This is a genomic window from Brevundimonas kwangchunensis (assembly GCF_039523815.1).
Lineage (GTDB): Bacteria > Pseudomonadota > Alphaproteobacteria > Caulobacterales > Caulobacteraceae > Brevundimonas > Brevundimonas kwangchunensis.
In genome coordinates, this window is record NZ_BAAAGA010000001.1 from 655,358 (window position 1) to 677,138 (window position 21,781).

The 21,781-nt window shown below is 68.7% G+C and carries 22 protein-coding genes; 12 read left to right on the forward strand and 10 right to left on the reverse strand.

From position 1 onward, the window contains the following. Positions 1 to 359: 359 nt before the first annotated feature. From ABDZ95_RS03155 to ABDZ95_RS03170, 4 genes are all read right to left on the reverse strand, one after another. Positions 360 to 1,046 carry a redoxin domain-containing protein gene (locus tag ABDZ95_RS03155; protein WP_343790243.1) on the reverse strand — a complete coding sequence of 229 codons (687 nt, stop codon included), beginning with the start codon at positions 1,044 to 1,046 and terminating at the stop codon, positions 360 to 362. Positions 1,047 to 1,070: 24 nt separating this feature from the next. After that, positions 1,071 to 3,254, reverse strand: coding sequence for a protein-disulfide reductase DsbD family protein (locus tag ABDZ95_RS03160; protein ID WP_343790246.1), 2,184 nt, complete (start codon positions 3,252 to 3,254; stop codon positions 1,071 to 1,073). A gap of 79 nt (positions 3,255 to 3,333) precedes the next feature. Next, positions 3,334 to 3,786 (reverse strand): OmpA family protein, encoded by a 453-nt coding sequence (locus tag ABDZ95_RS03165; protein ID WP_343790249.1) that lies wholly within the window; start codon positions 3,784 to 3,786, stop codon positions 3,334 to 3,336. A gap of 100 nt (positions 3,787 to 3,886) precedes the next feature. Continuing rightward, a complete protein-coding gene (locus tag ABDZ95_RS03170) occupies positions 3,887 to 4,222 on the reverse strand; it encodes a YMGG-like glycine zipper-containing protein (RefSeq protein ID WP_343790252.1) in 336 nt (111 codons plus the stop codon). 183 nt (positions 4,223 to 4,405) lie between these two features. Here ABDZ95_RS03170 and ABDZ95_RS03175 point away from each other — a divergent pair, with 183 nt between their 5' ends. The 3 genes from ABDZ95_RS03175 to ABDZ95_RS03185 are packed head-to-tail and all read left to right on the forward strand — an operon-like array spanning position 4,406 to position 6,607. Further along, on the forward strand, positions 4,406 to 4,726 hold the full coding sequence (locus ABDZ95_RS03175; RefSeq protein ID WP_343790255.1) for a hypothetical protein: 321 nt from the start codon (positions 4,406 to 4,408) through the stop codon (positions 4,724 to 4,726). Between the two features lie 55 nt (positions 4,727 to 4,781). Then, a complete protein-coding gene (locus ABDZ95_RS03180) occupies positions 4,782 to 5,756 on the forward strand; it encodes a diacylglycerol/lipid kinase family protein (protein ID WP_343790258.1) in 975 nt (324 codons plus the stop codon). Continuing rightward, positions 5,756 to 6,607 carry a metallophosphoesterase family protein gene (locus ABDZ95_RS03185; protein WP_343790261.1) on the forward strand — a complete coding sequence of 284 codons (852 nt, stop codon included), beginning with the start codon at positions 5,756 to 5,758 and terminating at the stop codon, positions 6,605 to 6,607. The genes ABDZ95_RS03180 and ABDZ95_RS03185 overlap by 1 nt, the downstream gene beginning before the upstream one ends. An 80-nt stretch (positions 6,608 to 6,687) precedes the next feature. Here ABDZ95_RS03185 and ABDZ95_RS03190 read toward each other — a convergent pair whose 3' ends face one another. From ABDZ95_RS03190 to ABDZ95_RS03200, 3 genes are all read right to left on the reverse strand, one after another. Beyond that, a complete protein-coding gene (locus ABDZ95_RS03190; protein WP_343790264.1) occupies positions 6,688 to 6,852 on the reverse strand; it encodes a DUF1328 family protein in 165 nt (54 codons plus the stop codon). 85 nt (positions 6,853 to 6,937) lie between these two features. Continuing rightward, the gene (locus ABDZ95_RS03195) at positions 6,938 to 7,333 is read right to left on the reverse strand and encodes a hypothetical protein (protein ID WP_343790267.1); all 396 of its coding nucleotides are present in this window, start codon (positions 7,331 to 7,333) and stop codon (positions 6,938 to 6,940) included. A 14-nt stretch (positions 7,334 to 7,347) separates the two neighbouring features. Then, positions 7,348 to 7,728 carry a glycine zipper domain-containing protein gene (locus ABDZ95_RS03200; RefSeq protein ID WP_343790270.1) on the reverse strand — a complete coding sequence of 127 codons (381 nt, stop codon included), beginning with the start codon at positions 7,726 to 7,728 and terminating at the stop codon, positions 7,348 to 7,350. Between the two features lie 211 nt (positions 7,729 to 7,939). On the opposite strand from ABDZ95_RS03200, the gene ABDZ95_RS03205 reads away from it, so the two are divergent. Together ABDZ95_RS03205 and maiA are read left to right on the forward strand one after the other, a co-directional pair. Beyond that, positions 7,940 to 8,593 (forward strand): fumarylacetoacetate hydrolase family protein, encoded by a 654-nt coding sequence (locus ABDZ95_RS03205; protein ID WP_343790273.1) that lies wholly within the window; start codon positions 7,940 to 7,942, stop codon positions 8,591 to 8,593. Beyond that, entirely contained in the window at positions 8,590 to 9,222 is a 633-nt protein-coding gene (gene maiA, locus ABDZ95_RS03210; protein WP_343790275.1) for a maleylacetoacetate isomerase, read from the forward strand. The genes ABDZ95_RS03205 and maiA overlap by 4 nt, the downstream gene beginning before the upstream one ends. A gap of 183 nt (positions 9,223 to 9,405) precedes the next feature. On the opposite strand, the gene ABDZ95_RS03215 is transcribed toward maiA, so the two are convergent. Both ABDZ95_RS03215 and ABDZ95_RS03220 read right to left on the reverse strand, forming a co-directional pair. Beyond that, positions 9,406 to 10,248: an alpha/beta fold hydrolase gene (locus ABDZ95_RS03215; protein ID WP_343790278.1), complete on the reverse strand. Its 843-nt coding sequence runs from the start codon at positions 10,246 to 10,248 to the stop codon at positions 9,406 to 9,408. Positions 10,249 to 10,566: 318 nt separating this feature from the next. After that, entirely contained in the window at positions 10,567 to 11,922 is a 1,356-nt protein-coding gene (locus tag ABDZ95_RS03220; protein ID WP_343790281.1) for a M23 family metallopeptidase, read from the reverse strand. Positions 11,923 to 12,366: 444 nt separating this feature from the next. On the opposite strand from ABDZ95_RS03220, the gene ABDZ95_RS03225 reads away from it, so the two are divergent. The 6 genes from ABDZ95_RS03225 (at position 12,367) to ABDZ95_RS03250 (ending at position 17,875) form a co-directional block, all read left to right on the forward strand. Next, a complete protein-coding gene (locus ABDZ95_RS03225) occupies positions 12,367 to 15,552 on the forward strand; it encodes an intermembrane phospholipid transport protein YdbH family protein (RefSeq protein WP_343790284.1) in 3,186 nt (1,061 codons plus the stop codon). A gap of 80 nt (positions 15,553 to 15,632) precedes the next feature. Continuing rightward, positions 15,633 to 15,824, forward strand: a complete 192-nt coding sequence (locus ABDZ95_RS03230; protein WP_343790287.1) for a YnbE family lipoprotein — start codon at positions 15,633 to 15,635, stop codon at positions 15,822 to 15,824. Positions 15,825 to 15,841: 17 nt separating this feature from the next. Beyond that, positions 15,842 to 16,210 carry a DUF1318 domain-containing protein gene (locus ABDZ95_RS03235; RefSeq protein ID WP_343790290.1) on the forward strand — a complete coding sequence of 123 codons (369 nt, stop codon included), beginning with the start codon at positions 15,842 to 15,844 and terminating at the stop codon, positions 16,208 to 16,210. A 14-nt stretch (positions 16,211 to 16,224) separates the two neighbouring features. Beyond that, entirely contained in the window at positions 16,225 to 16,479 is a 255-nt protein-coding gene (locus ABDZ95_RS03240) for a hypothetical protein (protein ID WP_343790293.1), read from the forward strand. 44 nt (positions 16,480 to 16,523) lie between these two features. Next, on the forward strand, positions 16,524 to 17,330 hold the full coding sequence (locus tag ABDZ95_RS03245; protein WP_343790295.1) for a tryptophan 2,3-dioxygenase: 807 nt from the start codon (positions 16,524 to 16,526) through the stop codon (positions 17,328 to 17,330). Positions 17,331 to 17,389: 59 nt separating this feature from the next. After that, the gene (locus ABDZ95_RS03250; RefSeq protein WP_343790298.1) at positions 17,390 to 17,875 is read left to right on the forward strand and encodes a PA2169 family four-helix-bundle protein; all 486 of its coding nucleotides are present in this window, start codon (positions 17,390 to 17,392) and stop codon (positions 17,873 to 17,875) included. A 58-nt stretch (positions 17,876 to 17,933) separates the two neighbouring features. Here the strand turns inward: ABDZ95_RS03250 and ABDZ95_RS03255 are convergent, their stop codons facing one another. Next, positions 17,934 to 20,900: a TonB-dependent receptor domain-containing protein gene (locus tag ABDZ95_RS03255; RefSeq protein WP_343790301.1), complete on the reverse strand. Its 2,967-nt coding sequence runs from the start codon at positions 20,898 to 20,900 to the stop codon at positions 17,934 to 17,936. Positions 20,901 to 21,179: 279 nt separating this feature from the next. Here ABDZ95_RS03255 and ABDZ95_RS03260 point away from each other — a divergent pair. Next, positions 21,180 to 21,781: tetratricopeptide repeat protein (locus ABDZ95_RS03260; RefSeq protein ID WP_425542940.1), on the forward strand; the 602-nt coding region annotated here is incomplete at its 3' end.

Genomic DNA, 21,781 nt, shown 5'->3' on the forward strand with positions numbered 1-21,781 from the left:
CATGTACCGTCACCCTCGGGCTTGACCCGAGGGCCGGACGTTGCGCCGACTATGCGTGTCCGAAGGGCCGCGCTCTCAATCCGACGCAGAGCCTGCTTCAACATCCGATCCTCGGGTCAAGCCCGAGGATGACGGAGTTTGCTGGCCGACCGTGGAACAAGGTCTGTCATCGCCCTGTGCACTTGCCGCCATCCCACACGCCGTCACCCTCGGGCTCGACCCGAGGGCCGGACGTTACGGCGAACTGTGCGCGTCCCCCGGCCCACGATCTCACCCCGACGCAGAGCCTGCTCCGACCTCCGATCCTCGGGTCGAGCCCGAGGATGACGGTGTTCAGTGAGGGGAGAGGGCGACCCCACCTACGTCCCCACCGTCTCCGGATATTTGATCGCGCACCCGTAAGGCGTCGCGAACGCGGTCGCGACCGGGCGGCCCGCTTCCAGATCGGTCAGGGCCGCGCGGACGAAGTTGTTGGCGCCTTCCAGATCCTCGACCTTGTTGGTCGGCTTGTCGTCGATGCCGCCGACGAAGCGCAGGGTGCCTTCTGCATCGATGATGCGCATGTCCGGGGTGGTTTGCGCGCCGTAGCGCTTGCCGACCTCGCCGGTCGGGTCCAGCAGCAGGTAGGACGAGGCGGCGTTGTTCCGCGTGCGCCATTCGCGCGCCGCATCGCCCTCGACATAGCCCTGGGTGCCCGGCGCGGACGAGATGATGGTGATCCACACCACGCCGTCGGCCACGGCCTCGCGCTGCAGGGCCTGCATGGCGCCCGTGTAGTGCTTTTTCACATAGGGGCAGCCCTCGTTGGTCCACTCCAGGATCACCGTCTTGCCGCGGAAGTCGGCCAGCGAGCGTTGGGTCCCTTCGGAATCGACCAGGGTGAAGGCAGGAGCGGGCTGACCAGCCATCGGCGTCTGACCCGGGGCGGCCGCCTGTTCGGTGGTGGCGGCTTCAGTCTTCGGAGCCGGCTCGGCGGCCTGTTGCCCGCAGGCGGCGAGGGTCAGGGCCGACAGGGCGGCGAAGGTGATCGTCAGGCGGTTCTTCATGGCGGTCTCCGTTTCTCAGGCAGGTCAGGAAGCGGGGGCGGCGTCCTCGAGGGCCTGGACCACCAGCCCTCCGGTCAGCAGTTGCGGCAGGATCCGGGGCTCGTCCGACCCCGGCGAATAGAGCAGGTACAGAGGAACGCCCGAGCGTCCGTGACGCTGCAACTCGGCGGTGATGGCGTCGTCGCGGCGGGTCCAGTCTCCCACCAGATAGACGGCGTTCGTCGCCTCCATCGCCCGTTTCACCTCATTGGTGGCCAGCGAGGTGCGCTCGTTGATCTTGCAGGTCACGCACCAGTCGGCGGTGAAGTTGACCAGCACCGGCCGGCCCTCGGCGCGGGCCGCCGCGACGGCCTCGGCGGACCAGGGCGCAGACGTCAGGGCCTCGCCGCCCTCCGCCGGTGCGGTCGGGGGTGCAGTCTGCTCCGGCGCCTTTGCGGTCAGAACCATGGCGGCGCCGGCGAGGATCAGCATGGCGATCGCGGCGACCAGCGGCATCAGGCCACGGCGACCATGCATCCGCTCCGTCTGGGCCACGCCGAACAGCCACAGGGCGAAGGCCAGTAGCAGGCCGGCGACGAACAGCAGGCCCAGCCCCTCGGCCCCGGTCTGGCGGCTGAACACCCAGGCCAGCCACAGGGCCGTGCCGTACATCGGGAAGGCCAGCAGGGTCTTCAGCCGCTCCATCCACGGACCGGGACGGGGCAGGCGGCGCAGCAGGCCGGGCGACAGGCTGACGATCACGAAGGGCAGGGCCAGCCCCAGCCCCAGCATCAGGAAGACGATCAGCGCCATCGGCCACGGCATCACCAGCGCGGCTCCCAGCGCGAAGGCCATGAATGGGGCGGTGCACGGCGCAGCCACCACCACCGCCAGCGCGCCGGTGAAGAAGGCGCCGGCGCCGCCGGGCAGGCGCGACAGGGAGCCTGAGCCCGCGCCCTGAAGGCCCGCGCCGATCTGGAATACATTGGACAGGTTCAACGCCACCGCCAGCATCAGCAGGGCCAGGCCGGCCGTGACCGGCGGCGACTGCAGCTGGAAGCCCCAGCCGACCGCCTCGCCCGCCGCGCGCAGACCCAGCAGAACGCCGGCGAGGATCAGGAAGGCTGCCAGCACCCCTGCGAGGAAAGCCAGACCGTCGCGCCGGGCGTGGGCTGCGTCATGCGCCGAGGCCGTCAGCGAGGCGGCCTTCATCGCCAGAATGGGGAAGACGCAGGGCATCAGGTTCAGGATCAGCCCGCCCAGCAGGGCGAACAGCGCCGCCTGCACGAAGGTCGCGATCCCGGTCGGGGCCGCCGCGGCGGTCGGGCTGGCGCCCTCTTCGGCGGGGGCCAAGTCGCCCGAACCGGTCGCGCCGGGCAGGGTTTCACCGGGCGTCGCGCTGATCTCGAAAGCGCCGAGACGGGTCGCCAGAACGCCGCCCATCGGCCCGGTCAATCCGCCCGAGCGAATCTTGCCGCCGGCGGTAACGACCAGCGTCAGGCCCTGCGGCCCCCATGAACCGGACTGCGCCGCAGCGTGATCGATGATCCCGCCCTCGAACGGGAAGAAATAGACCGGCCCGGGGTCCTGACCCGCCAGCGGACCGCCCGTGGCCGTCAGGGTGATGACGCCGTCGCGCACCGTGGCGCGGGCCTCGATGCCGGCCGGGCGGGGCGATTGTTCGAGGATGGTCTGGATGGCCGCGCCATGCGTCGCCGTCAGCGGCGCCGCGCCCTCGCGGATCGGCAGGTCGAGGCGCAGGGTCAGCTCGTCCGGCACGCACATCTCGTCGCTGCAGACGAGGAACAGGGCCTCGACCTCCAGCGACACGGTCGTGCCCGGCCTCAGGTTCGCGGGCAGTTCGATCGGGACGGGCAGATAGACCACGTCCTCATAGCCATAGTTGACCAGGGTCTGCAGGCGCTGGCGGTCGGGCAGGGGCCAGACGATGTCGCCGGCGGTGATCCCCGACGGCAGGGACCAGGTCAGGCTGGTCGCCCCGCCGCTGTCGCCCGGATTGCGCCAGTAGGTGTGCCAGCCGGGCTGGATCTTCTGCCGGATTGCCACCACGGCGGTTGAGCCCGGCGCCGCCCATTGCGACATGGACACCAGCTCGGCCTCGATCCGCTCGGTGCGCTGGGGGCCCGTCTGAACCCCGGTCTGGGCATACGCCAGCGCAGGCGCAAAAAGCGCCAGCAGCAGGATCAGGGCACGGAAAAACTGCGGCACGCGGGACCTCATGCAATACGCGGCGACCTTAGCCGCCCCGCCGCCTTCTCGTCACGCCCGCCGCCAGCGGCGCGTGGTCTCAGGCGCGCGGCGCGGCGTCGACCAGAACCTCGGTGCGCCGACGCAGCGGCTCGTTGGTTCCCTGCGGCGTCGTCGCGCCTGTGTCGCCCGCAGCGATCACCTCGAATGCCGGAGACGGCCAGCCGGCGGCGACCAGCGCCTCGGTCACGGCTACGGCCCGGCGCTCGGACAGCGCCTGGTTGGCGGCGGCGCCGCCCTGCGCGTCAGCCAGACCCACGACCCGCACTGAGCGGATATCGCAGCCCTGCAGCTGCGTGGCGTTCAGACCGATGGCCTGCAGCGCCGGCTGCGTCAGCCGCGCCTCGCCCTCGGCGAAATAGACCTCGAAGCGCTTGGCCGCACACTGGTTCGGCTCGGCGACCAACGCGCTGCGATCACTCATTCCCGGGGTCCATCCGCAGCCCGCCACGGTCAGTCCCGCCAGCCCTGCAATCACGATCGTCCGCATCATTTCCCGTCCCCTCTTGCAATGGCCAAGCCCCGGCCCATCTCATGAAAAGGGCGGCCTGACGCACGCGACAGGCCGCCCTAAATCACTGAATCAGCTAGCCTTAACGGCGGCGCTGACCGTTCTCCCAGTAGCACTCGTCACGACGGTTGTCGTAGCAGTAGTAGTACCGGCCGTTGTCGCTGTAGCGCTGCTGGTTGGCGCGATCTTGCGCCGAACCGCGGATGGCGCCGGCTGCGCCGCCGACGGCCGCACCGATGGCCGCGCCGCGACCGGCGTTGCCGTCACCCACATTGTTACCGATGATCGCACCGGCCACGGCGCCGATACCGGCCCCGATGGCGCCTTGGCGCACGGTTTGTTCGTTGCTGTAGCCGTCGCTGGCGCAAGCGCTGGCCATCAGACCGGCAGCGGCAATCGCGATGAGAGCCTTCTTCATAGGTATGTCCTTCATCCCTCGGGTTCGCCCCTGGGGTGAGAACGCTGGATAAGCGTGGCGGTTCCCCGGAGCATGCAATGTGGTTAAGCCTGTCATCAGGCTTTGTGTCGTCGCAGCGGGGATGGCTGCGGATTTGAGAGCGAGACGGGGGTTTTGCGTATGCGTTTTTCCGAACCGGTTCGAATGGCTGACGGCGGCGAGCACAGCCCCGTCTGGGCGCGCAAGAAACGCCGCAGCGGCGGGAATCCGATCATCGGCGTCATCGTCACCCTGCTGGCGGTCTTCGGCGTGCTGACGGCCGTGCTGGGCATCAAGGAGCGCTCGCTGGCCGAAGGCGGAGCGATCATGGACGGCTGGATCGCCCAAGGCGTGGCGTTGGTGAAGGGCGAAGGCCCGCGTGTCGCGGACGAGGCCGCCGAAGCCGCCGGCGCCGCGGCCGGGAAGGCCGGCGACGCCGCCCAGGCGGGCGCCGCTGCGGCTTCCGAGGAACTGAAGAAGCAATAGTCGCCAAACAGCCTAGCTGGCCGGAACATCGCCCGCTTCAGGGCGTTCGGGCGGCATGAGCGATACACTGGCCACTGCTTCCGGCGCCAACGCGTCTGCCCCGGCCGTCGTCGAGGACGCCGGCCCCGCGCTGACGCCTCACGTCCCGCTGCGCAACGTGATCATGCTGGTGAACCCGCTTTCGGGCGGCGTCGGCGCCGGCGCCGTCCGGGACGCCGAGGCGATCCTGTCGGCCTACGATCTTGAGGCCGAGGTGGTGGCGCTGGAAGGTGGAAAGTTCGAAGAGCAGATCGAGGCCGCGCTGGACGCGAAGCCCGACTGCCTGTTCGTCCTCGCCGGCGACGGCACCGCGGGCACTATCGCCTCGCGCGCAGGCCCTGACGGGCCTCTGGTCGCCCCCCTGCCGGGCGGCACCATGAACATGCTGCCCAAGGCCCTGTACGGCACCGGCGACTGGAAGGCTGCGCTGAAGGTCGCTCTTGAGGAGGGCGCGCCCCAATCCGTGGCCGGCGGCGAGGTCTCGGACGGCGAGATCAAACAGGCCTTCTTCTGCGCCGCCATCATGGGCTCGCCCGCCCTGTGGGCGCCGGCGCGCGAGGCCATGCGGACCGGCAAGCTGCGCGAGGCCTTCAGCCACGCCCGGCAGGCGCTGAAGCGCGCCTTCAGCGGCCGCCTGCGCTTCACTCTCGACAACCGCCCCGAACGCCGCGCCGAGGCCCTGGTGCTGATCAGTCCGATGATCTCGAAGGTCATGGAGGAGAACACCGGCCTCGAGGCCGCGGCCATGAACCCGTCCGACGCCATGGAAGCCTTCCGTCTGGCGGCCCACGCGGTCATGGACGACTGGCGTCAGGACCCGGCCGTGACCACGCGCGCCACCAGGAAGGTGAGCCTCCGCGCCCGCTCGAAGATCCCGTCCGTGATCGACGGCGAGCCGATGCAACTGCAGCACCGCGCCCAGGTGAAGTTCGTGGCCAAGGCCTTCAAGGCGCTGGCGCCGATACCGCCCTCGGCGGAGGACAGCGTCTAGTGGGCGTCATTCTCCAGTTCTCGGACGTCCATTTCGGATGCGAGCACAAGCGCGCCTGCGCGGCGGCCCTTGAGTATGCCCACGCCCGCAAGCCCGATCTTGTCCTGATCACGGGCGACATCACCCAGCAGGGCTTCCCCGACGAGTTCGCCGCCGCCGGGGAGTGGATCCAGCGGATGCCGGAGCCGACCTTCGTCATCGTCGGCAATCACGACGTGCCCTACTGGAGCCTGCCCGCTCGCCTGTTCCATCCGTGGAAGGCGTTCGAGGAGGCGACCGGCCACCCGGCGCACGACCATCAGTTCCTCAGCCCGAACATCATGGTCCGCGGCGTCGTCACCGCCCGCGGCTGGCAGGCGCGGCCGAACTGGTCGAAGGGCGTCATCGACCTGGACCAGACCCGCAAGGCCGCCGCCGCCCTGCGTCAGGCCCCGGTCGGCGCCCTGCGCATCCTCGCCTGCCACCATCCGCTGGTGGAGATGATCGGCACGCCGATGACCGGCGACGTCAAGCGCGGCGACGAGGCGGCCCTGATCTTCGCCGAGGCCGGCGTCGACCTGATCACCACCGGCCACGTCCACGTCCCCTTCGCCCTGCCGATCGCCCTCGGCGACAACTGCTCCTACGCCGTCGGCTGCGGGACCCTGTCCCACCGCGAGCGCGGCACGCCGGCCAGCTTCAATCGCATCGAGTGGGACGCGCACGAGATCGTGGTCACGGCCGTCGCCTGGGATGGCTCCACTTTCGAGGACAGCCAGAGCTGGCGCCTGCCGCGTCGTCAGGACACCCGCAAGGCCTCGACCGCGCCGGATCCGCAAGTGCCGGGCGAACGCGAGGCCGCCGCCGTCTGATCCGGTCCGCCTGGCCAGCCAAAACAAAAAGGCCGCGATCCCGGAGGACCGCGGCCTTTTCGATTCATCCAGCTGACTCGCTAGATTCGTTTCCCTCGCCCGGTGATGAAGCTCACCACCAGCAGGATCAGGAAGACGACGAACAACACATAGGCGATGTTCATCGAGAGTCCGGCGACACCACCCGCACCGAGAGCACCGGCAACGAGGGCGAGCACGAGAAAGATAAGGGCCCAGCGAAGCATAGGCGTTCCTCCCGGTTCGATTTCAACAACGGTGCGAAAGTATCCGCGCCTGTTTTATCAACGATCCGAAAGTCAACCCGTTCCGTTATCTACGGCTCCGACCGTGCGATTTCTCGGTGAAGGCCGCGGCCACCATGGTGGCCAGCGCTGGATTCCTGAGGAAAATCCAGCCGCCGGCCAGGGCCGCGACCGTGCCGAGGATCGGACGCTCGCGGAACAGCATGAAGGCGCGCTGGCCGAGGCCGGCGGGTTCATCGTCCTCGAAGTCGTCGTCTTCGCTGTCCTCGCGACGCAGATAGATCAGCGCCACGAACAGGGCGACCACGGCGAACAGCAGCATGGTGATCGCGGCAGCCGCAAGCGGCACGACGATCAGGCACAGCGCATAGAAGATCGCGACGCCCAGGAAGATCACGGCGACCAGCGCCGCGCCGGCGGCGACCGCAGCGGCCACCGCCTTCTTGACCAGTCCCCGGGCCAACCCCCCGCCGAACATCAGCGACGACGGCCGGCGAGCAGCAGCCCGAGCACGACGCCGACACCGAGCGCGATGGCGGTCGACTGGATCGGACGCTCCTGAACCCGTTCGGTCAGATAGCGCTGCGCCTCGTCGAAGCGCTCCGAGGCGTCGTCGTAGTATTCACGGCCGCGCACGCGGGCCTCGTCGTAATAGCCGCGGGCACGCTCGCGCAGGACTTCGCCCTGGGCGCGCAGCTCGGCCTCGGCCTCGGCGGCCTTGGCGCGAATGCGGGCTTCCGCCACCGACGCCTTCTCGCGCAGGTTCGCCTTTTCCTCGGCGCCCAGCGTCTTCAGGTCGTCCTTCAGCGTATTCAGATCGTTCTTGACGGCGGCTCTGGCCGCCTTGGTCGTCGCCATGATGCGCGCTCCGTTCTGCAAGCTTGACAGTTAGATAGAGAACCCTGAGCCGGAACGCCACTGTGCGGTGACGGTTCCCGCATTGCAGCATGGGAACGGGAGGGATTAGGGACTAGGGATTGGGGATTGGCCAGGTGAAGCAACGATCTCCGCGACCACTGCGACATAATCCCTCCTCCCTAATCCCTGATCCCTGGGCCCTGATCCCTTCATGACCGACTGGCTGTTCTCCCCCGCCCCGACCGCCTCGCTGCCGATCAAGGGATCGACGCAGCGCTTCCCCGTTCGCCGCATCCTCTGCGTGGGCCAGAACTATGCCGCCCACGCCCGCGAGATGGGACACGCGCGGGCCGAGCCCTTCTTCTTCTCCAAGCCGGCGGACGCCCTCGTCGTCGATGGCGCCGACCCGGTCTATCCGACGGCGACGGCCAATCTGCACCACGAAGTCGAGCTGGTCTGCGCCATCGGCGAGGGCAGCGAGATCGTCGGCTGGGCCGTCGGCTGCGACCTGACCCGCCGCGACCTGCAGGCCGCCGCCAAGGAGAAGGGCAGGCCGTGGGACGCGGCCAAGGGCTTCGACCAGTCGGCCCCCTGCGGCGCCCTGACCCTCGGCGACCTGCCCGACCCCGCCGCACCGATCGCGCTGAACCTCAATGGCGAGACCCGCCAGTCCGGCCGTCTCGACGACATGGTCTGGAGCCCGGTCGAGATCCTCGCCAAGGCCCGCGAGCTGTGGGACGTGCGCGCCGGCGACCTGATCTTCACCGGCACACCCGAGGGCGTCGGACCGCTGGTCGCGGGCGACCGGGTTGAGGCGACCATCGAGGGCCTCGAGCCCCTGACGTTCACCGTGGGTGCGAAATGATCCTTCACGGCTACTGGCGCTCGGGCGCCGCCTACCGCACCCGCATCGCCCTGGCGCTGAAGGGGATCGACTACCAGCAGCAGGGTCACGACCTGCGCACGGGCGCACAGAAGGACCCGGCCTATGTCGCGCTGAACCCGCAGGGCATGGTGCCGGCACTGGAGGTGGACGGCGCGGTGCTGACCCAGAGCCCGGCCATTCTCGAATGGCTCGAGGAAGCCCACCCGACCCCGCCCCTGCTGCCGGCCGACGCCATCGGGCGGGCGCAGGTGCGGGCCATGGCCGCCCTGATCGGCTGCGACATCCATCCGTTGAACAATCTGCGCGTCGGCAAGGCCCTGCGCGAAACCTTCGGCGCCGATCAGGCCGCCGTCGACGCCTGGGCCGCGCGCTGGATCATCCCCGGCTTCGAGGCGCTTGAGGCTCTGGTCGCCCGTCACGGCGCCGGCTGGTGCTTCGGCGGCGCTCCGACGCTGGCCGACTGCTACCTGATCCCGCAGATCTACTCCGCAGGCCGGTTCAACGTCGCCATGGACGCCTTCCCGCGCCTTCAGGCCATCGATGCGAAGGCGTCGGAGCACCCGGCCTTCGTGGCGGCGCATCCGGACAATCAGCCGGACGCGGATTGAGCGAGAGCGTTCGGAACAGTTGGTTCATCACCAAGGACACCAAGGACGCACCAAGGACACGAAGGGCTACCCGACGCGGAACGCTTCAGTCACTCAAGACCATTCGCGGTCGCCTTGGTGCACTTCGTGCATCCTTCGTGGCCTTCGTGATGAACCAGCACGCGCGGGAATCACCCGCCCACCTCACCCCAGAAACCGGTTCACCGCCGCGATGAACTGATTGGGCCGGTCGATCATCACCATGTGCTCGGCGCCCTCGATCCGCTCGAAGGTGGCCGGAGTGCGCAGGCGGGCGTAGGCGCCGCGGAACAGGCTGTCGGTGCGGCTGCGCGGCGAGCTCTCGTTCGCGCTCCAGCCATAGGTCACCGTCACCGGCGCCGAGATGATCGGCAGACGCGCGCGCAGGTCGATGGTCATCACCTCGTACAGCGACTGGGCCAGCACCCGGCGGTCGCCTCCCTGCCAGCCCATGGTGCTGAACAGGGCGTCCGAGGCGCCGCCCAGCTCGACCCCCATCTGGCGGCTGCGCGCCACGAGGGCATCGTCGCCGAGGAACTGGATGGCCTGATAGGCGACCTGGGCGATCGGCTCGACGTCGCGCGCGGTCGCTTGCGGGCTGATCAGGGCGGCGAAGAAGGGCGAGGAGTCCACCGTCATCAGCCGGCCGACCAGCCGCGGCGCGTCGGAGGCGACGCGCAGACCCAGCTGACCGCCCATCGAATGGCCGATGATGGCCGGGCGGTCGAGCCGCTGCTCGGTGATGTAGCGAATGATCTCGCGCGAGACGGCGGTCATGATCGCGCCCTCGCTGTTGGCCTGGGGCGCCAGTTCGCCGAAGCCGCGCACCGAGATCATGTGCAGGCGGCAGCGGTCGTCGAGGCGGCTCGCGGCGCCGGTCCAGACCGCGGCCGTAGAGGCCAGTCCGGGAATGAGAATCAGGTCTGCACCCTCGCCGCGCGTCTGCACGGTGATCCGGCGCGAGGAAAAGGCGCTCTGTGTCCATCCCGTCGCCGGGAGGGCCGTCATCGCGAGCGCGCCGCCTATGAGCTGTCGTCTGTCCACCACGCCGCCTTCAGTTCCGAAGACGGCAGTCTGGTTCCGGAATGCGGCGCCAGAATGAAGGCCTGAGGTGGAGGAAACACCTCTACATCACCCCGCCCAAACACCGTCATCCCACCACAAACCCCGTCATCCTCGGGCTCGACCCGAGGATCGGACGCGGAAGCACGCTGTGCGTGAGACCCGATGTCGCGGAAGGACGGAAAGGCAAAGACCGCCTCAACATCCGGCCCTCGGGTCAAGCCCGAGGGTGACGGAGTGGAGGGTGACGGCGTCGCGTGTAGATCAGGCCTCGGCGGCCGCCGGAGCGGCTGCCTCGGCGGCGCGGGCCGGACGCAGGCCGCCGGCCATGGTCGGGGCCTGGACGCGACGCTGGCCGCCGGCGGCGATGATGCGGTCGATCCGGGCCTTCTCGGCGCGGAAGGCGGCCAGATCGGAGCCGGCGAGGATGGTGCCCTCGGTCGTGCGCACGCCGGCCGGATTGATCCGTTGGCCGTTGCGCCAGATTTCATAGTGCAGGTGCGGACCGGTCGAGGCGCCCGTCGAGCCGACATAGGCGACGACCTGGCCCTGACGGACGCGCTGGCCGGCGCGGATGCCCGAACCATAGCGCGACAGGTGGCCGTAGCCGCTCTCGAGGCCGTTCGGGTGACGGATGCGCAGCCAGTTGCCGTAGCCGCCCCAGCGACGGGCCTCGACGACCACGCCGTCGGCCGGCGCCACGACCGGCGTGCCCATGCCCGCGGCGAAGTCGATGCCCTGGTGCATCTTGCGATAGCCGGCGATCGGGTGGCGGCGGAAGCCGAACGACGACGACACGCGGAAGCCGCGTTCCAGCGGGGTACGCATGAAGGCCGAGCGGGTGTTCTTGCCCGTGGCGTCGAAATACTGGGCTTCCTTCGCGCCGGCGGGCTGGAAGCGATAGAAGACCACGCCCTTCAGCTCGGCGTACAGCAGCTCGCCCGAGCCGATGGTGCGGCCGTTCTCGGTGACCGTGCGGTCGAAGACGTAGGTGAACTCGTCATTGGCGCGGACGTCGCGCTCCATGTCGAGCTTGTGCGAGAACAGGCGGCCGGCGGCGCGGGTGATCCCGGCCGGCGCGCCCTCGCGGCGGGCGGTGCGGGACAGCGAGCCCTCGACCTTGCCCGTCAGGACGACGGTCTCGTGCGTGACCTGTTCTTCCAGCGCGCGCAGGCGCAGGGCGCCGTCGAAGCTGCGCGACACGGTGACCTGGCTGGCCGGGCCGGTGCGCATCGTCAGGCCGATCAGGCGGGCGTCGCCGCGGCCGTTGCGGGGCTTGGAGATGGCGGTTTCGAAGCGCTGGCCGGCGCGCATCGACGACACGTCCATGGCGTTCGACAGGGTGGCGGCGACGGCCGAGGCTTCCTCGGCGGCGATGCCCGTGCGGCGCACGGCCTGCTCGAAGGTTTCGCCGCGGCGGATCTGGACGGGAATGGCTTCGGGTTCGGTCAGACCGGCCGGCATGCCGCCCGCGGCGAAAGCCTGCGCTTCCAGCGAAGCGATCTGGGCGGCGGTCAGGGGCGGAGCCTCTTCCGCTCTCGCGGGTTGATAGACACGGCCGGCAAGGAGAGCCACCGAGATCGCCGCCACCGCCGTAAGGGCGTGCGGAGCGATGCGCATCGGTTGGCGACGTGGATCGAACTGAGCCATCGGTCCCGAAATACGACGACGCCGACCGGCGCCAAGCCACTGGAAGCCACCAAAAAGCAAGGATCGCGCCGGTCTGCCCCCCGAGGAACCGCTCGACGCGAGACGCGCCCTATAGCCCGTCCGTGCCATTATGGGAAGCGAGTTCGTTACAGTGCGTTAACCGGAGCCGTATCCGAGGGTAAACACTGCGTGAGCGCCCAGATCAGCCGAGATTTCGAATACAGTATTCGTGTGCAGATCGCGCGGAACGCGAACAGCTTTGCCGCGCTTCATCGCGACGCATTGTCACTGCATTCAAAGTTGCCTTCATGTCACTCACCTGTGGCGTCTCAGACACGTGAAGATTTCTCATGACGCCCGGCGAATTGCTCATCGCCCTTTCCCGGCCACGGTTGGTCCGGATATGAGCTTGGCATGAGCGACGTGGCGGCCGCCCCTTCCGGACCTTCCTCGCCCCGCCGCGGTCGCGGCGGACGACGCCTGCTCCGCATCGTGGCGGTCGGGCTTGCGGTCCTGCTCGTCCTGCTGGCCGCGCTCTGGTTGAACCGTCGCGCCGCCGCCCGCGAGGTGCTGGTCGGCTGGCTGGAGCGCGAGGGCGTCCAGGCGGACATGGATATCGAGCGGATCGAGCTGGACGGGCTGGTCGCCCGCATCCGCATCGGCGACCCCGCCAATCCCGACGTGACCATCGAACGGATCGAGGTCGACTATGCTCTGGGCGCGCCATGGTCGGCCAAGGGCCTGGGCGTCACGCCCAGCCGCGTGCGTCTGGTCCGGCCGGTTGTGCGCGCGGCCCTGCGTGACGGCGAGCTGTCCTTCGGCTCCCTTGATCCGCTCATCGACAAGTTCACCGGCCGACCGCCCCAGCCGGACAGCCGCAGTCCGATCGTCATTGTCGAGCGCGCCCGCGTGCGGGTGGATACCGACTACGGTCCGGTCAGCGTGCTGGGCGACGCCCGGCTGGACGACGGCAAGCTGATGCGGCTGGTCGCGCGCATGCCGGCCGCGCCGCTGCGCAGCGGCGATATCGAGGCGCGCGATCTGGCGGCGACCGTCGACCTGACCACCACCGGCGACCGTGTGGCTCTCACGGCCACCGCTTCGGCCTCCAGCGCGACCCTGCCCGGCTTCAGCGGCCAGCGGATCGCCGCAAGCCTGACCGGCGACCTGCCCTATCCGGATATGAAGACCCGGCGCGGCGACGGCGTGGCCCGCCTGAACACCCGTCTGACCGCCGGCGAGGCGGCGCTGGGCGAGACGGACCTTGTCGATGCGGCGTTGAGCCTCGCCTTCGACGGACGCACCACCGGCTGGATTGAGGCCTTCGACATTCGCGGAACCACCGACTTCGCACTGGACGCCGGTCGCATGACCGGTCCGGTCGGCGCCTCGGGTCTGTCCGCCCGCATCGCCAGCGCCCCGGTCAGTCTGTCGCGCACCGCGACCCAGCCGGCCATCGCCTGGCGCGCCGACGCGCCGGTCACCCTGCGCGCCGCCGGCCTGTCGGGACCGCTCACCGGCAGGGACGTGTCCCTGTCGTCCAGCCGTGTGACCATCGGCGGACGCGGTCGTGCGGTCGAGGCCTCCGGCGCGGTCGCCCTCTCCGCCGATAGCATCGGAACGGGCGACCTGACGCTGGGCCAGACGCGCGGCACGGCCAACGTCGATCTGGTGGCCGACAGCGGCTTCCGCCTGACCGCCTCGGGCGCCCTGCGCTCGGGCCGCGCCAGCTGGCCCCTGTTCGGCGCCCCGGCGCGGGACGACACGCCCGAACTGGCCGAGATGAAGCGCGCCCTGTCAGCCTTCGCCCTCGACGCGCCCGGTTTCGCCCTTGTCTCCGGCATGTCCGGGACCGAGGTGCGGCTGACGCAGGCCGTCACCGCCCGCCCCGCCAACGGCGGCGTTCTGACCATCCGCCCGGCCGCGACCCCCGTCTTCTCAAGCCGCGCCGGCTCATCCGGAGGCGGCGCGCTCAGCCTGACCGCCACGCGCGGTCGCGGCCTGCCCGAGGCCGCCTTCGACATTCCCGAGTGGCGGCTGACCTCCAGCGGCTTCACCGCCCGCCTCGACGGCCGTGCGGCGCTGGATTTCGATCTGGCCCGCGGCATTGCGGTGCAGACCCGCGGCCGGCTGACTTCCGCCGGCGGTCGTCTGACCTATGTCGCCGACGGCTGTATGCCGCTGACGGTCGAGCGCCTCGACATGGACGAGAACGACGTGACCGACATCGCGGGTCAGGTCTGTCCGGTCGCCCGGCCGCTGGTCGAGGTCCGCAACGGCGCCTGGCGCGCCGATGGGGCCCTGCGCGGCCTGTCCGTCTCCGCCCCCTTCCTCGCCCTGCGCTTCGCCGACGCCTCGGGCGGTTTCACCGCTACCGGCGGCCCGCGCGGCATCGGACTGGAAGCCCGCGTCGAGCGCGCCACCGTCGTCGACGCCACCACCCCCGCCCGCTTCAACGCCATGATCGCCGACGGTTCGGCCCGTCTGGCGAACGAGCAATGGTCCGGCGCCTTCGACCTGTCGCGCCGCGACACGGTGCTGGGCCGCCTGACCCTGTCGCACGACGGCCGGGCCCAGGCCGGCGGCCTGACCATCGACGCCCCGTCGATCACCTTCGCGGAAGGCGGCCTCCAGCCCGACGACCTCAGCCCCCTCGCCGGCGACATCGTCGGCTCGCCGGCCGTCGGCTCCGTCGCCTTCCAAGGCCGCATCGACTGGCGCGCGGAGACCGAAGGGACCAGCTCCGGCCGCCTGACCATCCCGGGCCTCGACTTCAACAGCCCGGCCGGGCCGGTGAAGGGGCTGCGCGGCGCGATCGACTTCACCAGCCTCGCCCCGCTGGAGACCGCACCGGGCCAGCAACTGCACATCGACCTGCTGGAGTCCGTCGCCCCGCTGACCGACATCGACGTGACCTTCGGCCTCGACAAGTCGTCGGTCACCGTAGACGGCGGCGAACTGGATGTGGCCGGCGGCGTGGTACGGGTCGAGCCCTTCGCCGTCCCTCTCGACCGTACCAAGCCGATCACCGGCGTGCTGGTTCTCGAGAACGTTCAGCTGGGTCAGGTGATCGCCGAGGCCGGCTTCGGCGACAAGGTGAACCTCGACGCCGTCGTCTCCGGCCGCCTGCCCTACACCTATACGCCCGAGACCGGCGTCCGCATCACCGGCGGCAGCCTGCAGGCCGTCCGCCCGGGCCGCCTGTCGATCCAGCGCGAGGCCCTGTCCGGGCTGGAGGCCGGCGGCGGCGGCGAGGGCGTGCCCCCCAACACCGTTCAGGATCTGGCCTATCAGGCGATGGAGAATCTGTCGTTCGACCTGCTGTCGGCCGAGGTGAACAGCCTCGATCAGGGCCGGCTCGGCGTCCTGTTCCACATTCGCGGCCGCCACGATCCGCCGCAGCGGCAGGAGCTCCGCATTCCGCTGGCCGAGTTCATCAGCCGCCAGTTCCTGAACCGCCAGCTGCCCCTGCCCTCGGACACCGGCATCGACCTTACGCTGGAGACCAGCCTCAATCTGAACCAGCTGGTCAGCGACCTGCTGGAGCTGAACCGCGCCCGCGCCGGCGAGGCCCGTAACGAGCCGGAAGCGCTGCCGTGATCTCGCCGCCTTCGCCGTTCAGAACCCGTTCACCCTGGTTCGCGTTAGATTGGCGCGTACCGAACGCGGAGACGCCTGTCATGACCCGGAACCAGACGCGCAGAGCCGTCGCCCTCCTCGGCTTCCTCGCCGTGGGCGCCGCCGCCTGTACGCCGACCGTGCGCCTGCAGGTCGACCCGATCCAGATCTACGCCAAGCTGGACGCCGACGTCCGCGTGCGCCTCGACAAGGAGCTCCAGGACCTCCTTGCCGAAAACCCCAACCTGTTCTGATGGGAAGGTCCGTTCACATGTCATTCCGCAAAGTCTTCGTCATGGTCGCCGCCGTCGCGGCCCTCGGCGTGGCCGCGGGCGCGGCCTTCGCCCAGACCTCGTCGCAGAAGGCGCTGATCGATCAGGCCAAGGCCGCCGGCACCGTCGGTGAACAGGCTGACGGCTATGTCGGCTTCCGCGTTCCGTCGTCCGACAGCGCCCTGACCGCCGCCGTCCAGGCCACCAATGACGGCCGTCGCGCCGCCTATGCCCGCAGCGCCCAGGCCGCCGGCGGCGATGCCACGGCCGCCGCCGCCGGTTCGCGCATGTTCGAAACCCAGCTGCTCCCGCGCATCAGCTCCGGCCAGTGGTACCGCAACGCGCAAGGCCAGTGGGTCCAGCGCTGACCTGAGGCGGGGCGATGCTCCGCCTCCTTCGCAATCTTCTGATCGCCTCAGGGATCGCCCTCGTCTCGACGTGGGCGATTTCTGCGTTCTGGCGACTGATCGGCGGCGGAGACCTGTCGATCCACGGCTGGATCGCCCTGCTGATCGGGACCTTCGGCACGGTAGGGCTGGCTTGGGGTCTGATGGCGCTGGCCTTCAAGTCCAGCCGCGAGGGCTGGGACGAGCGTGTCGACAACAGCCTCGACCCCGGCGCCGACGACAACCCCTGACCTGTGGGGTTGAGCCTGACCGCCCCGCGGGCGATAGGTCGCCCATGACCGACACAGCCCCTCCGTCCTCGATCACCTACTCCGGCTATCTGGCGCTCGACGACCTGCTCGCCGCCCAGCATCCGCTGTCGGACCAGCACGACGAGATGCTGTTCGTCATCATTCACCAGACCAAGGAGCTGTGGCTCAAGCAGATCCTGCACGAAGTCGCGCTGGCCCAGTCTCTGGTCCGCGGCGGCAATCTGGTCCCCGCCTACAAGAGCCTCGCCCGCGTCAGCCGCATCCAGTCGGTCATGACCATGAGCTGGGACATCCTGGCCACCATGACCCCCGCCGACTACCTGCGCTTCCGCGGCGTGCTGGGCTCGTCCTCGGGCTTCCAGAGCGACCAGTTCCGGCGACTGGAGTCCATGCTGGGCCTCAAGGACGCCCGCTTTCTGCGCTTCCACGAGGAGCGCCCGGAGGCCTGGAACGCGCTGAAGGCCGCCATCGACGCCCCCAGCCTCTATGACGACGCCCTTGCCCAGCTGGCCAGGGCCGGCCTGCCGGTCCCCGCCGAGGTGCTGAACCGCGACGTCAGCCAGCCCTACGAGGCCTCCGAGGGCGTCGAGAACGCCTGGCTGGAGGTCTATCGCGACACCGAAAAATGGTGGCCCCTGTACCAGCTGGCCGAGAAGCTGGTGGATCTCGACGACGCCTTGCTGACCTGGCGGCACAAGCATGTCGTCACCGTTGAACGCATCATCGGCCGCCGCCGCGGCACCGGCGGCACCGACGGGGTCGGCTATCTGACCGAAACCCTGCAGCGGCGGTGTTTCCCCGAGCTCTGGGCGCTGCGTACACGTCTGTAATCGCGCAACCTTCGCCGCTCGCAAGCGCTTGAGTCGTCTCATCCCTCGGGAAGACGATCATGAGCAACGCCAATCGCCACGACATTCAGGTCCTGAACGGACTGATCCGCACGACGATCGACAGCGCCGACCTCTATCGGGAGGCGGCGCAGGAAACCGCTGATCCCGGCCACGCCGACCTCTTCCGCCGCCGCGACCAGGAACGCCGTCATCTCGCCGATGAGCTGGGCTCCAACGTCCGCGCCATGGGCGGCGACCCGCAGACCGACGGCTCCATTCTCGCCAAGGCCCAGCGCGCCTTCATGGACATGAAGCACGCCCTGATGCGAGACGAGCTCAGCGTCGTCGGCGCGATGGAAAGCATCGAGGATACGGTCAAGGCGAAGTTCGAAAAGGCCCTGGACGACTCCCACATCTCGGCCACCACCCGCGAAACCATCCGCCGCGCCTGGAGCCGCGTCCGTGGCGAACACGACGAGATGCGCGACCTCAAGCACAGTCTCGAGGGCCAGCGCGACGCCGACAGCCGGCTATTCCCCAACTGACAAACGAAAACGGCGGGGCCGAAGCCCCGCCGTTCCAATGTTCAAACCCGGATTCGGATCAGAACTTGGCGGTCAAACCGATCGAGAAGCGACGACCCAATATGTCATAGGTCGACGGGTCCGTATTGGCTTGCACGCCGGGCACCCAGGTTTGGGGCTGTTCGTCCGTGATGTTGTTCACGGTCCCGCGAAGCGACACGGACTCCGTAATGTTCCAGTTGGCGTTCATGTCGAAATAGCTCGTCGCATCCAGAACGACGTTCGAGTTAAAGACCGTCATCTCATCCACGAACCGCCAGCGGAATCCGGCGCCGAAGTCGCCGTTGCTCCAGTTGAGCGAGGTCAGCGACTTCCATTCCGGGAAGGTCTGGGTCTGTCCGGCAGAGTTGACGTCGATCGTGCCGACCCGCTCGACGAAGGTGCCACCTTCGATCGACTGACGCTCGCGGCTCTCGAGCCAGCCGACGATGACGTTCAGGCTGAGGTTGCCCCAGGCCGGCAGACCAACATCTTCCATCACGACCCGCCAGTCGACCTGCATGTCGATCCCCGACGTTTTCAGGGAGGTGAGGTTGTCGTTCCTTTCGGTGGCGTTGAAGATGTTGCCCGAGAGCGGATCACGGCTGAACAACCTGCAGAACTCGTTGTTCGGATCGTAGGTCGGGTTCTGACCGTTGGCGTTGAAACAGCTCTGGATCTGGTCGGCGCTGGCGATTGGAGCAATGACGTCCGCGATCTCGATCGAGTAGTAGTCGAGCGAAGCCGACATGCCCGAGAACCACGGGCTTTGGGCCTGAGACGACAGCACGGCGCCGATGGTGAACGAGTCTGCCGTTTCCTCGGTCAGGTCGGGGTTGCCGCTGGCGATGCCGGAGACCTGGGCGTTGGTGTAGCTATAGCCCGGTGCACCCGCCGCCGCCGCCTGAGCGGTGCAGAGTGCGGTGACCTGGGCGGCGTTCGGACCCGTTCGATAGCTGCTGCGACGATCGCAGGGATCACCACCCAGGCCCGTGGCCGTCGGCGACCCGATAGCGCCGAAGGTCGTGCCAGCAGGCGCATACAGCTCACCGATCGAAGGCGCACGAACGGCGCGCTGAACGCCGCTGCGGATCCGCAGGCCGTCAACGACCAACCAGTCGATTTCGGCCTTATACGAGGACGTCAGCCCGACAGTGTCGAAGTTGGCGGCGCGGTACCCGAGGTTCAGGTCCAGCTGCTGGATGAACGGCAAGTCCGAAACGACAGGAACCAGCAGTTCGAGGAAGGCTTCGGTCGAGTTGGTCGCGCCGACCAGAGCCTGGCTCGGGTTGAAGCCGGCGATTTCCGAGCCGCCCGTGGTGCCGCCGTCCGGACGCGTGACGATCGGGTTGGTCTGCGCCAGAGACGCATCCGGCCGGAAGGCGAAGGTGTCCTCGCGATACTGAAGGCCGTAGGCGAATCGCACCTCCCCGGCGGGCAACGTGAACAGGCCGCCCTGCATTGACGCTTCGACCACGGTCTGTTCCTGGACCGTCGTGTTGACTGCCGACCGGCCGATGTAGCGGACACATTCAGGCGACAGGCGCGACAGGCCGAGGAAGTCAAAGCCACCCGCGCACAGCGATCGGCCGCCATCAGGCGCGTCCAGCAGCCGCTGGACAGCCGAGCGTGACACGTTCCCGCTCTGGGTGGTGATCACCTCCTGGCGGCCGTATTGAGCATAGATGTCATAGGTCCAGTCACGAACGCCCGGGATGTCGCCGCGGAAGCCGAATGTGCCCTGATAGACGCCGTAGTCGTTCATGGAGTTACGCCCGCCCACATCGGTGAAGCGCTTGTCCAGGCGGAAGGAATTCAGCGGGTTCGGACGGGTCGCAAGAAGAGCGGCCAGATCTGGCGTGATGAATGGATTGGTGACCGGAACGCGGAATCCGGTGGAGCCTGCAGCCGGCGACGCGGCCAGTTCGTTGCCGGACTGATAGTCCGTCATCAGAAGCTCGCCATAGGCCTCGATATTGTCGGTCAGCTCGTAGCTGACGGCGGCGAAGGTGTTCCAGCGCTCAAGCGGCAGCTGAAGGTAGTTCAGGGCGCCGGTGTTGTAGCCATAGTCCGTGCCCGGCACGGCGAAGCCGTCGAAGTCGATGCCGCCCGGGCTCTTGTAGTTCCGCACGCCTTCGTAGGCGAACAGACTCCCGTCATCGTTGAAACCGAAGGACTGGGTGCGCGAGAGACCCGTGCCGCCGAAATAGCCGTCGACCGCGGCTTGAGACGGCAGGTTACTGGCATCGAAGACGGTGTTCCCGAGGGGCGATGCGCCCGACCTGCCGGAGATCGACGAAAACTCCCGCGAGCTGTTGAACATCTTCTCGCGCAGCGAACGGCTGATCGAGAACAGGGCGTGGCCTCGGCCGTCGGCGATATCGCCGCCCATGCTGACCGAATAGCTTTGGGTGACGCCGTCATCGCGGTCGGTGACGCCGTACTGGGCATCGAACCGGATGCCTTCGAAATTGGTGTTCAGGATGAAGTTCGCGACGCCGGCGAGGGCGTCGGATCCATAGGTCGCCGAGGCGCCGCCGGAAATGACTTCCACGCTGCGGATCAGGGCCGAGGGGATGAGGTTCACGTCGACCGTGCCGTTGGCGTTCGACGGAATGATCCGGCGCCCGTTCATCAGGACCAAGGTCCGGTTGGTGCCCAGGCCCCGAAGGTCCAGGTTCGCCTGGCCGCCGTTCGACGGGTTGTTCGAGGTCGAGGACACAGCCGGCACGAACTGCGGCAGGTCGTTGGTCAGGGTGTCGATGGTCACCGAACCCGTGGCCTGGAAGTCCTGCTCGTCCACGGTGACGATTGGCACGGTCGCCGCATAGTCTTGGCGGGCGATGCGCGAGCCCGTGACGACCACGTCGTCGATGCGGCTGGCTTCGTCCTGCGGCGCGCTCTGGGCCTGGGCGGCCGAGGCCAGCGCCAGCGAGGCGGCGGCGACGGTCAGGCCGGCGATCATGGTGGAGCCGAGCAGCCGGCTGCGGAGTTCAGTGACGTTCAAGATATTCCCCCGGGAATGTTGGGCGACAGCGCCTGTTAACCTCCACCTTGGGATGGAGTTGGCGGGCAGCCTTTGGTTCGGGAAGAAAAATCGTCAAGCAGAAGCTGGACTTCTGACAGCTCATGCACTTTGTACTGAGCAACCCTTGTTTTTACGTCACATGTAGTTACGCATTGATTACATGATTACTTCAATATTTCATATTAGAACCACACCACGATGACTTCCGGAGCGCGTTCTGGGCCGGGCATTTTCAGCGCACCGATGCGGTATGACGCCGTGCGCAGACAGCTCGCTGGCGGCGATGCCGCCGGGGCCTTGAGCGCACTCGACACCGACCTCCGGCGCACCGAGCCGCCGCAGGAGGCGCTCACGCTCGCCGCCCGCGCCTGCCGGATGCTGGGTCGCCACGCGGACGCCGCCGCCCATCTGTCCAAGGCCGCGCTCAGGGCCCCAAACGACGGGTTCGTGGCGCACAATCTGGCGGCGGCGTTGGGTGACTGCGGCCAGCATGCGCGCGCCATTCCGGCCGCCCGCAGCGCCATCGCCCTGCGCGATGCGCCGGAAAGCTGGCTGGTGCTCGGCAAGGCCTTGCAGACGCTCGGCGATCTTCCGGACGCGCGGCACGCCCTTGAGCAGGCCGCCGCTCGTCGCCCCGGCTATGCGGACGCCCTGCAGCTTCTGTCCCAGCTCATCTGGATGACCACGGGCGACGCCGGCGCGGCGCTCGCCCCGCTGCGCGCGGGCATGACGGCCGCCCCGTCACCGGAACTGGCGGCGATCACCTGCGGCATCATGAAGGATGTCGAAGGCCCCGAGGCCGCCCTGACCTTCATCGGCGACTGGACCGGGCGGGGCATCGCCCTGACCGAACTGGCGGG

Coding starts and splice junctions, on each gene's coding strand:
- ABDZ95_RS03155 (WP_343790243.1), bottom strand. CDS start 1,046: ATGAAGAACCGCCTGACGATCACCTTCGCCGCCCTGTCGGCCCTGACC.
- ABDZ95_RS03165 (WP_343790249.1), bottom strand. CDS start 3,786: ATGATGCGGACGATCGTGATTGCAGGGCTGGCGGGACTGACCGTGGCG.
- ABDZ95_RS03170 (WP_343790252.1), bottom strand. CDS start 4,222: ATGAAGAAGGCTCTCATCGCGATTGCCGCTGCCGGTCTGATGGCCAGC.
- ABDZ95_RS03175 (WP_343790255.1), top strand. CDS start 4,406: ATGGCTGACGGCGGCGAGCACAGCCCCGTCTGGGCGCGCAAGAAACGC.
- ABDZ95_RS03180 (WP_343790258.1), top strand. CDS start 4,782: ATGAGCGATACACTGGCCACTGCTTCCGGCGCCAACGCGTCTGCCCCG.
- ABDZ95_RS03190 (WP_343790264.1), bottom strand. CDS start 6,852: ATGCTTCGCTGGGCCCTTATCTTTCTCGTGCTCGCCCTCGTTGCCGGT.
- ABDZ95_RS03200 (WP_343790270.1), bottom strand. CDS start 7,728: ATGGCGACGACCAAGGCGGCCAGAGCCGCCGTCAAGAACGATCTGAAT.
- ABDZ95_RS03205 (WP_343790273.1), top strand. CDS start 7,940: ATGACCGACTGGCTGTTCTCCCCCGCCCCGACCGCCTCGCTGCCGATC.
- maiA (WP_343790275.1), top strand. CDS start 8,590: ATGATCCTTCACGGCTACTGGCGCTCGGGCGCCGCCTACCGCACCCGC.
- ABDZ95_RS03215 (WP_343790278.1), bottom strand. CDS start 10,248: ATGACGGCCCTCCCGGCGACGGGATGGACACAGAGCGCCTTTTCCTCG.
- ABDZ95_RS03220 (WP_343790281.1), bottom strand. CDS start 11,922: ATGCGCATCGCTCCGCACGCCCTTACGGCGGTGGCGGCGATCTCGGTG.
- ABDZ95_RS03225 (WP_343790284.1), top strand. CDS start 12,367: ATGAGCGACGTGGCGGCCGCCCCTTCCGGACCTTCCTCGCCCCGCCGC.
- ABDZ95_RS03230 (WP_343790287.1), top strand. CDS start 15,633: ATGACCCGGAACCAGACGCGCAGAGCCGTCGCCCTCCTCGGCTTCCTC.
- ABDZ95_RS03235 (WP_343790290.1), top strand. CDS start 15,842: ATGTCATTCCGCAAAGTCTTCGTCATGGTCGCCGCCGTCGCGGCCCTC.
- ABDZ95_RS03240 (WP_343790293.1), top strand. CDS start 16,225: ATGCTCCGCCTCCTTCGCAATCTTCTGATCGCCTCAGGGATCGCCCTC.
- ABDZ95_RS03245 (WP_343790295.1), top strand. CDS start 16,524: ATGACCGACACAGCCCCTCCGTCCTCGATCACCTACTCCGGCTATCTG.
- ABDZ95_RS03250 (WP_343790298.1), top strand. CDS start 17,390: ATGAGCAACGCCAATCGCCACGACATTCAGGTCCTGAACGGACTGATC.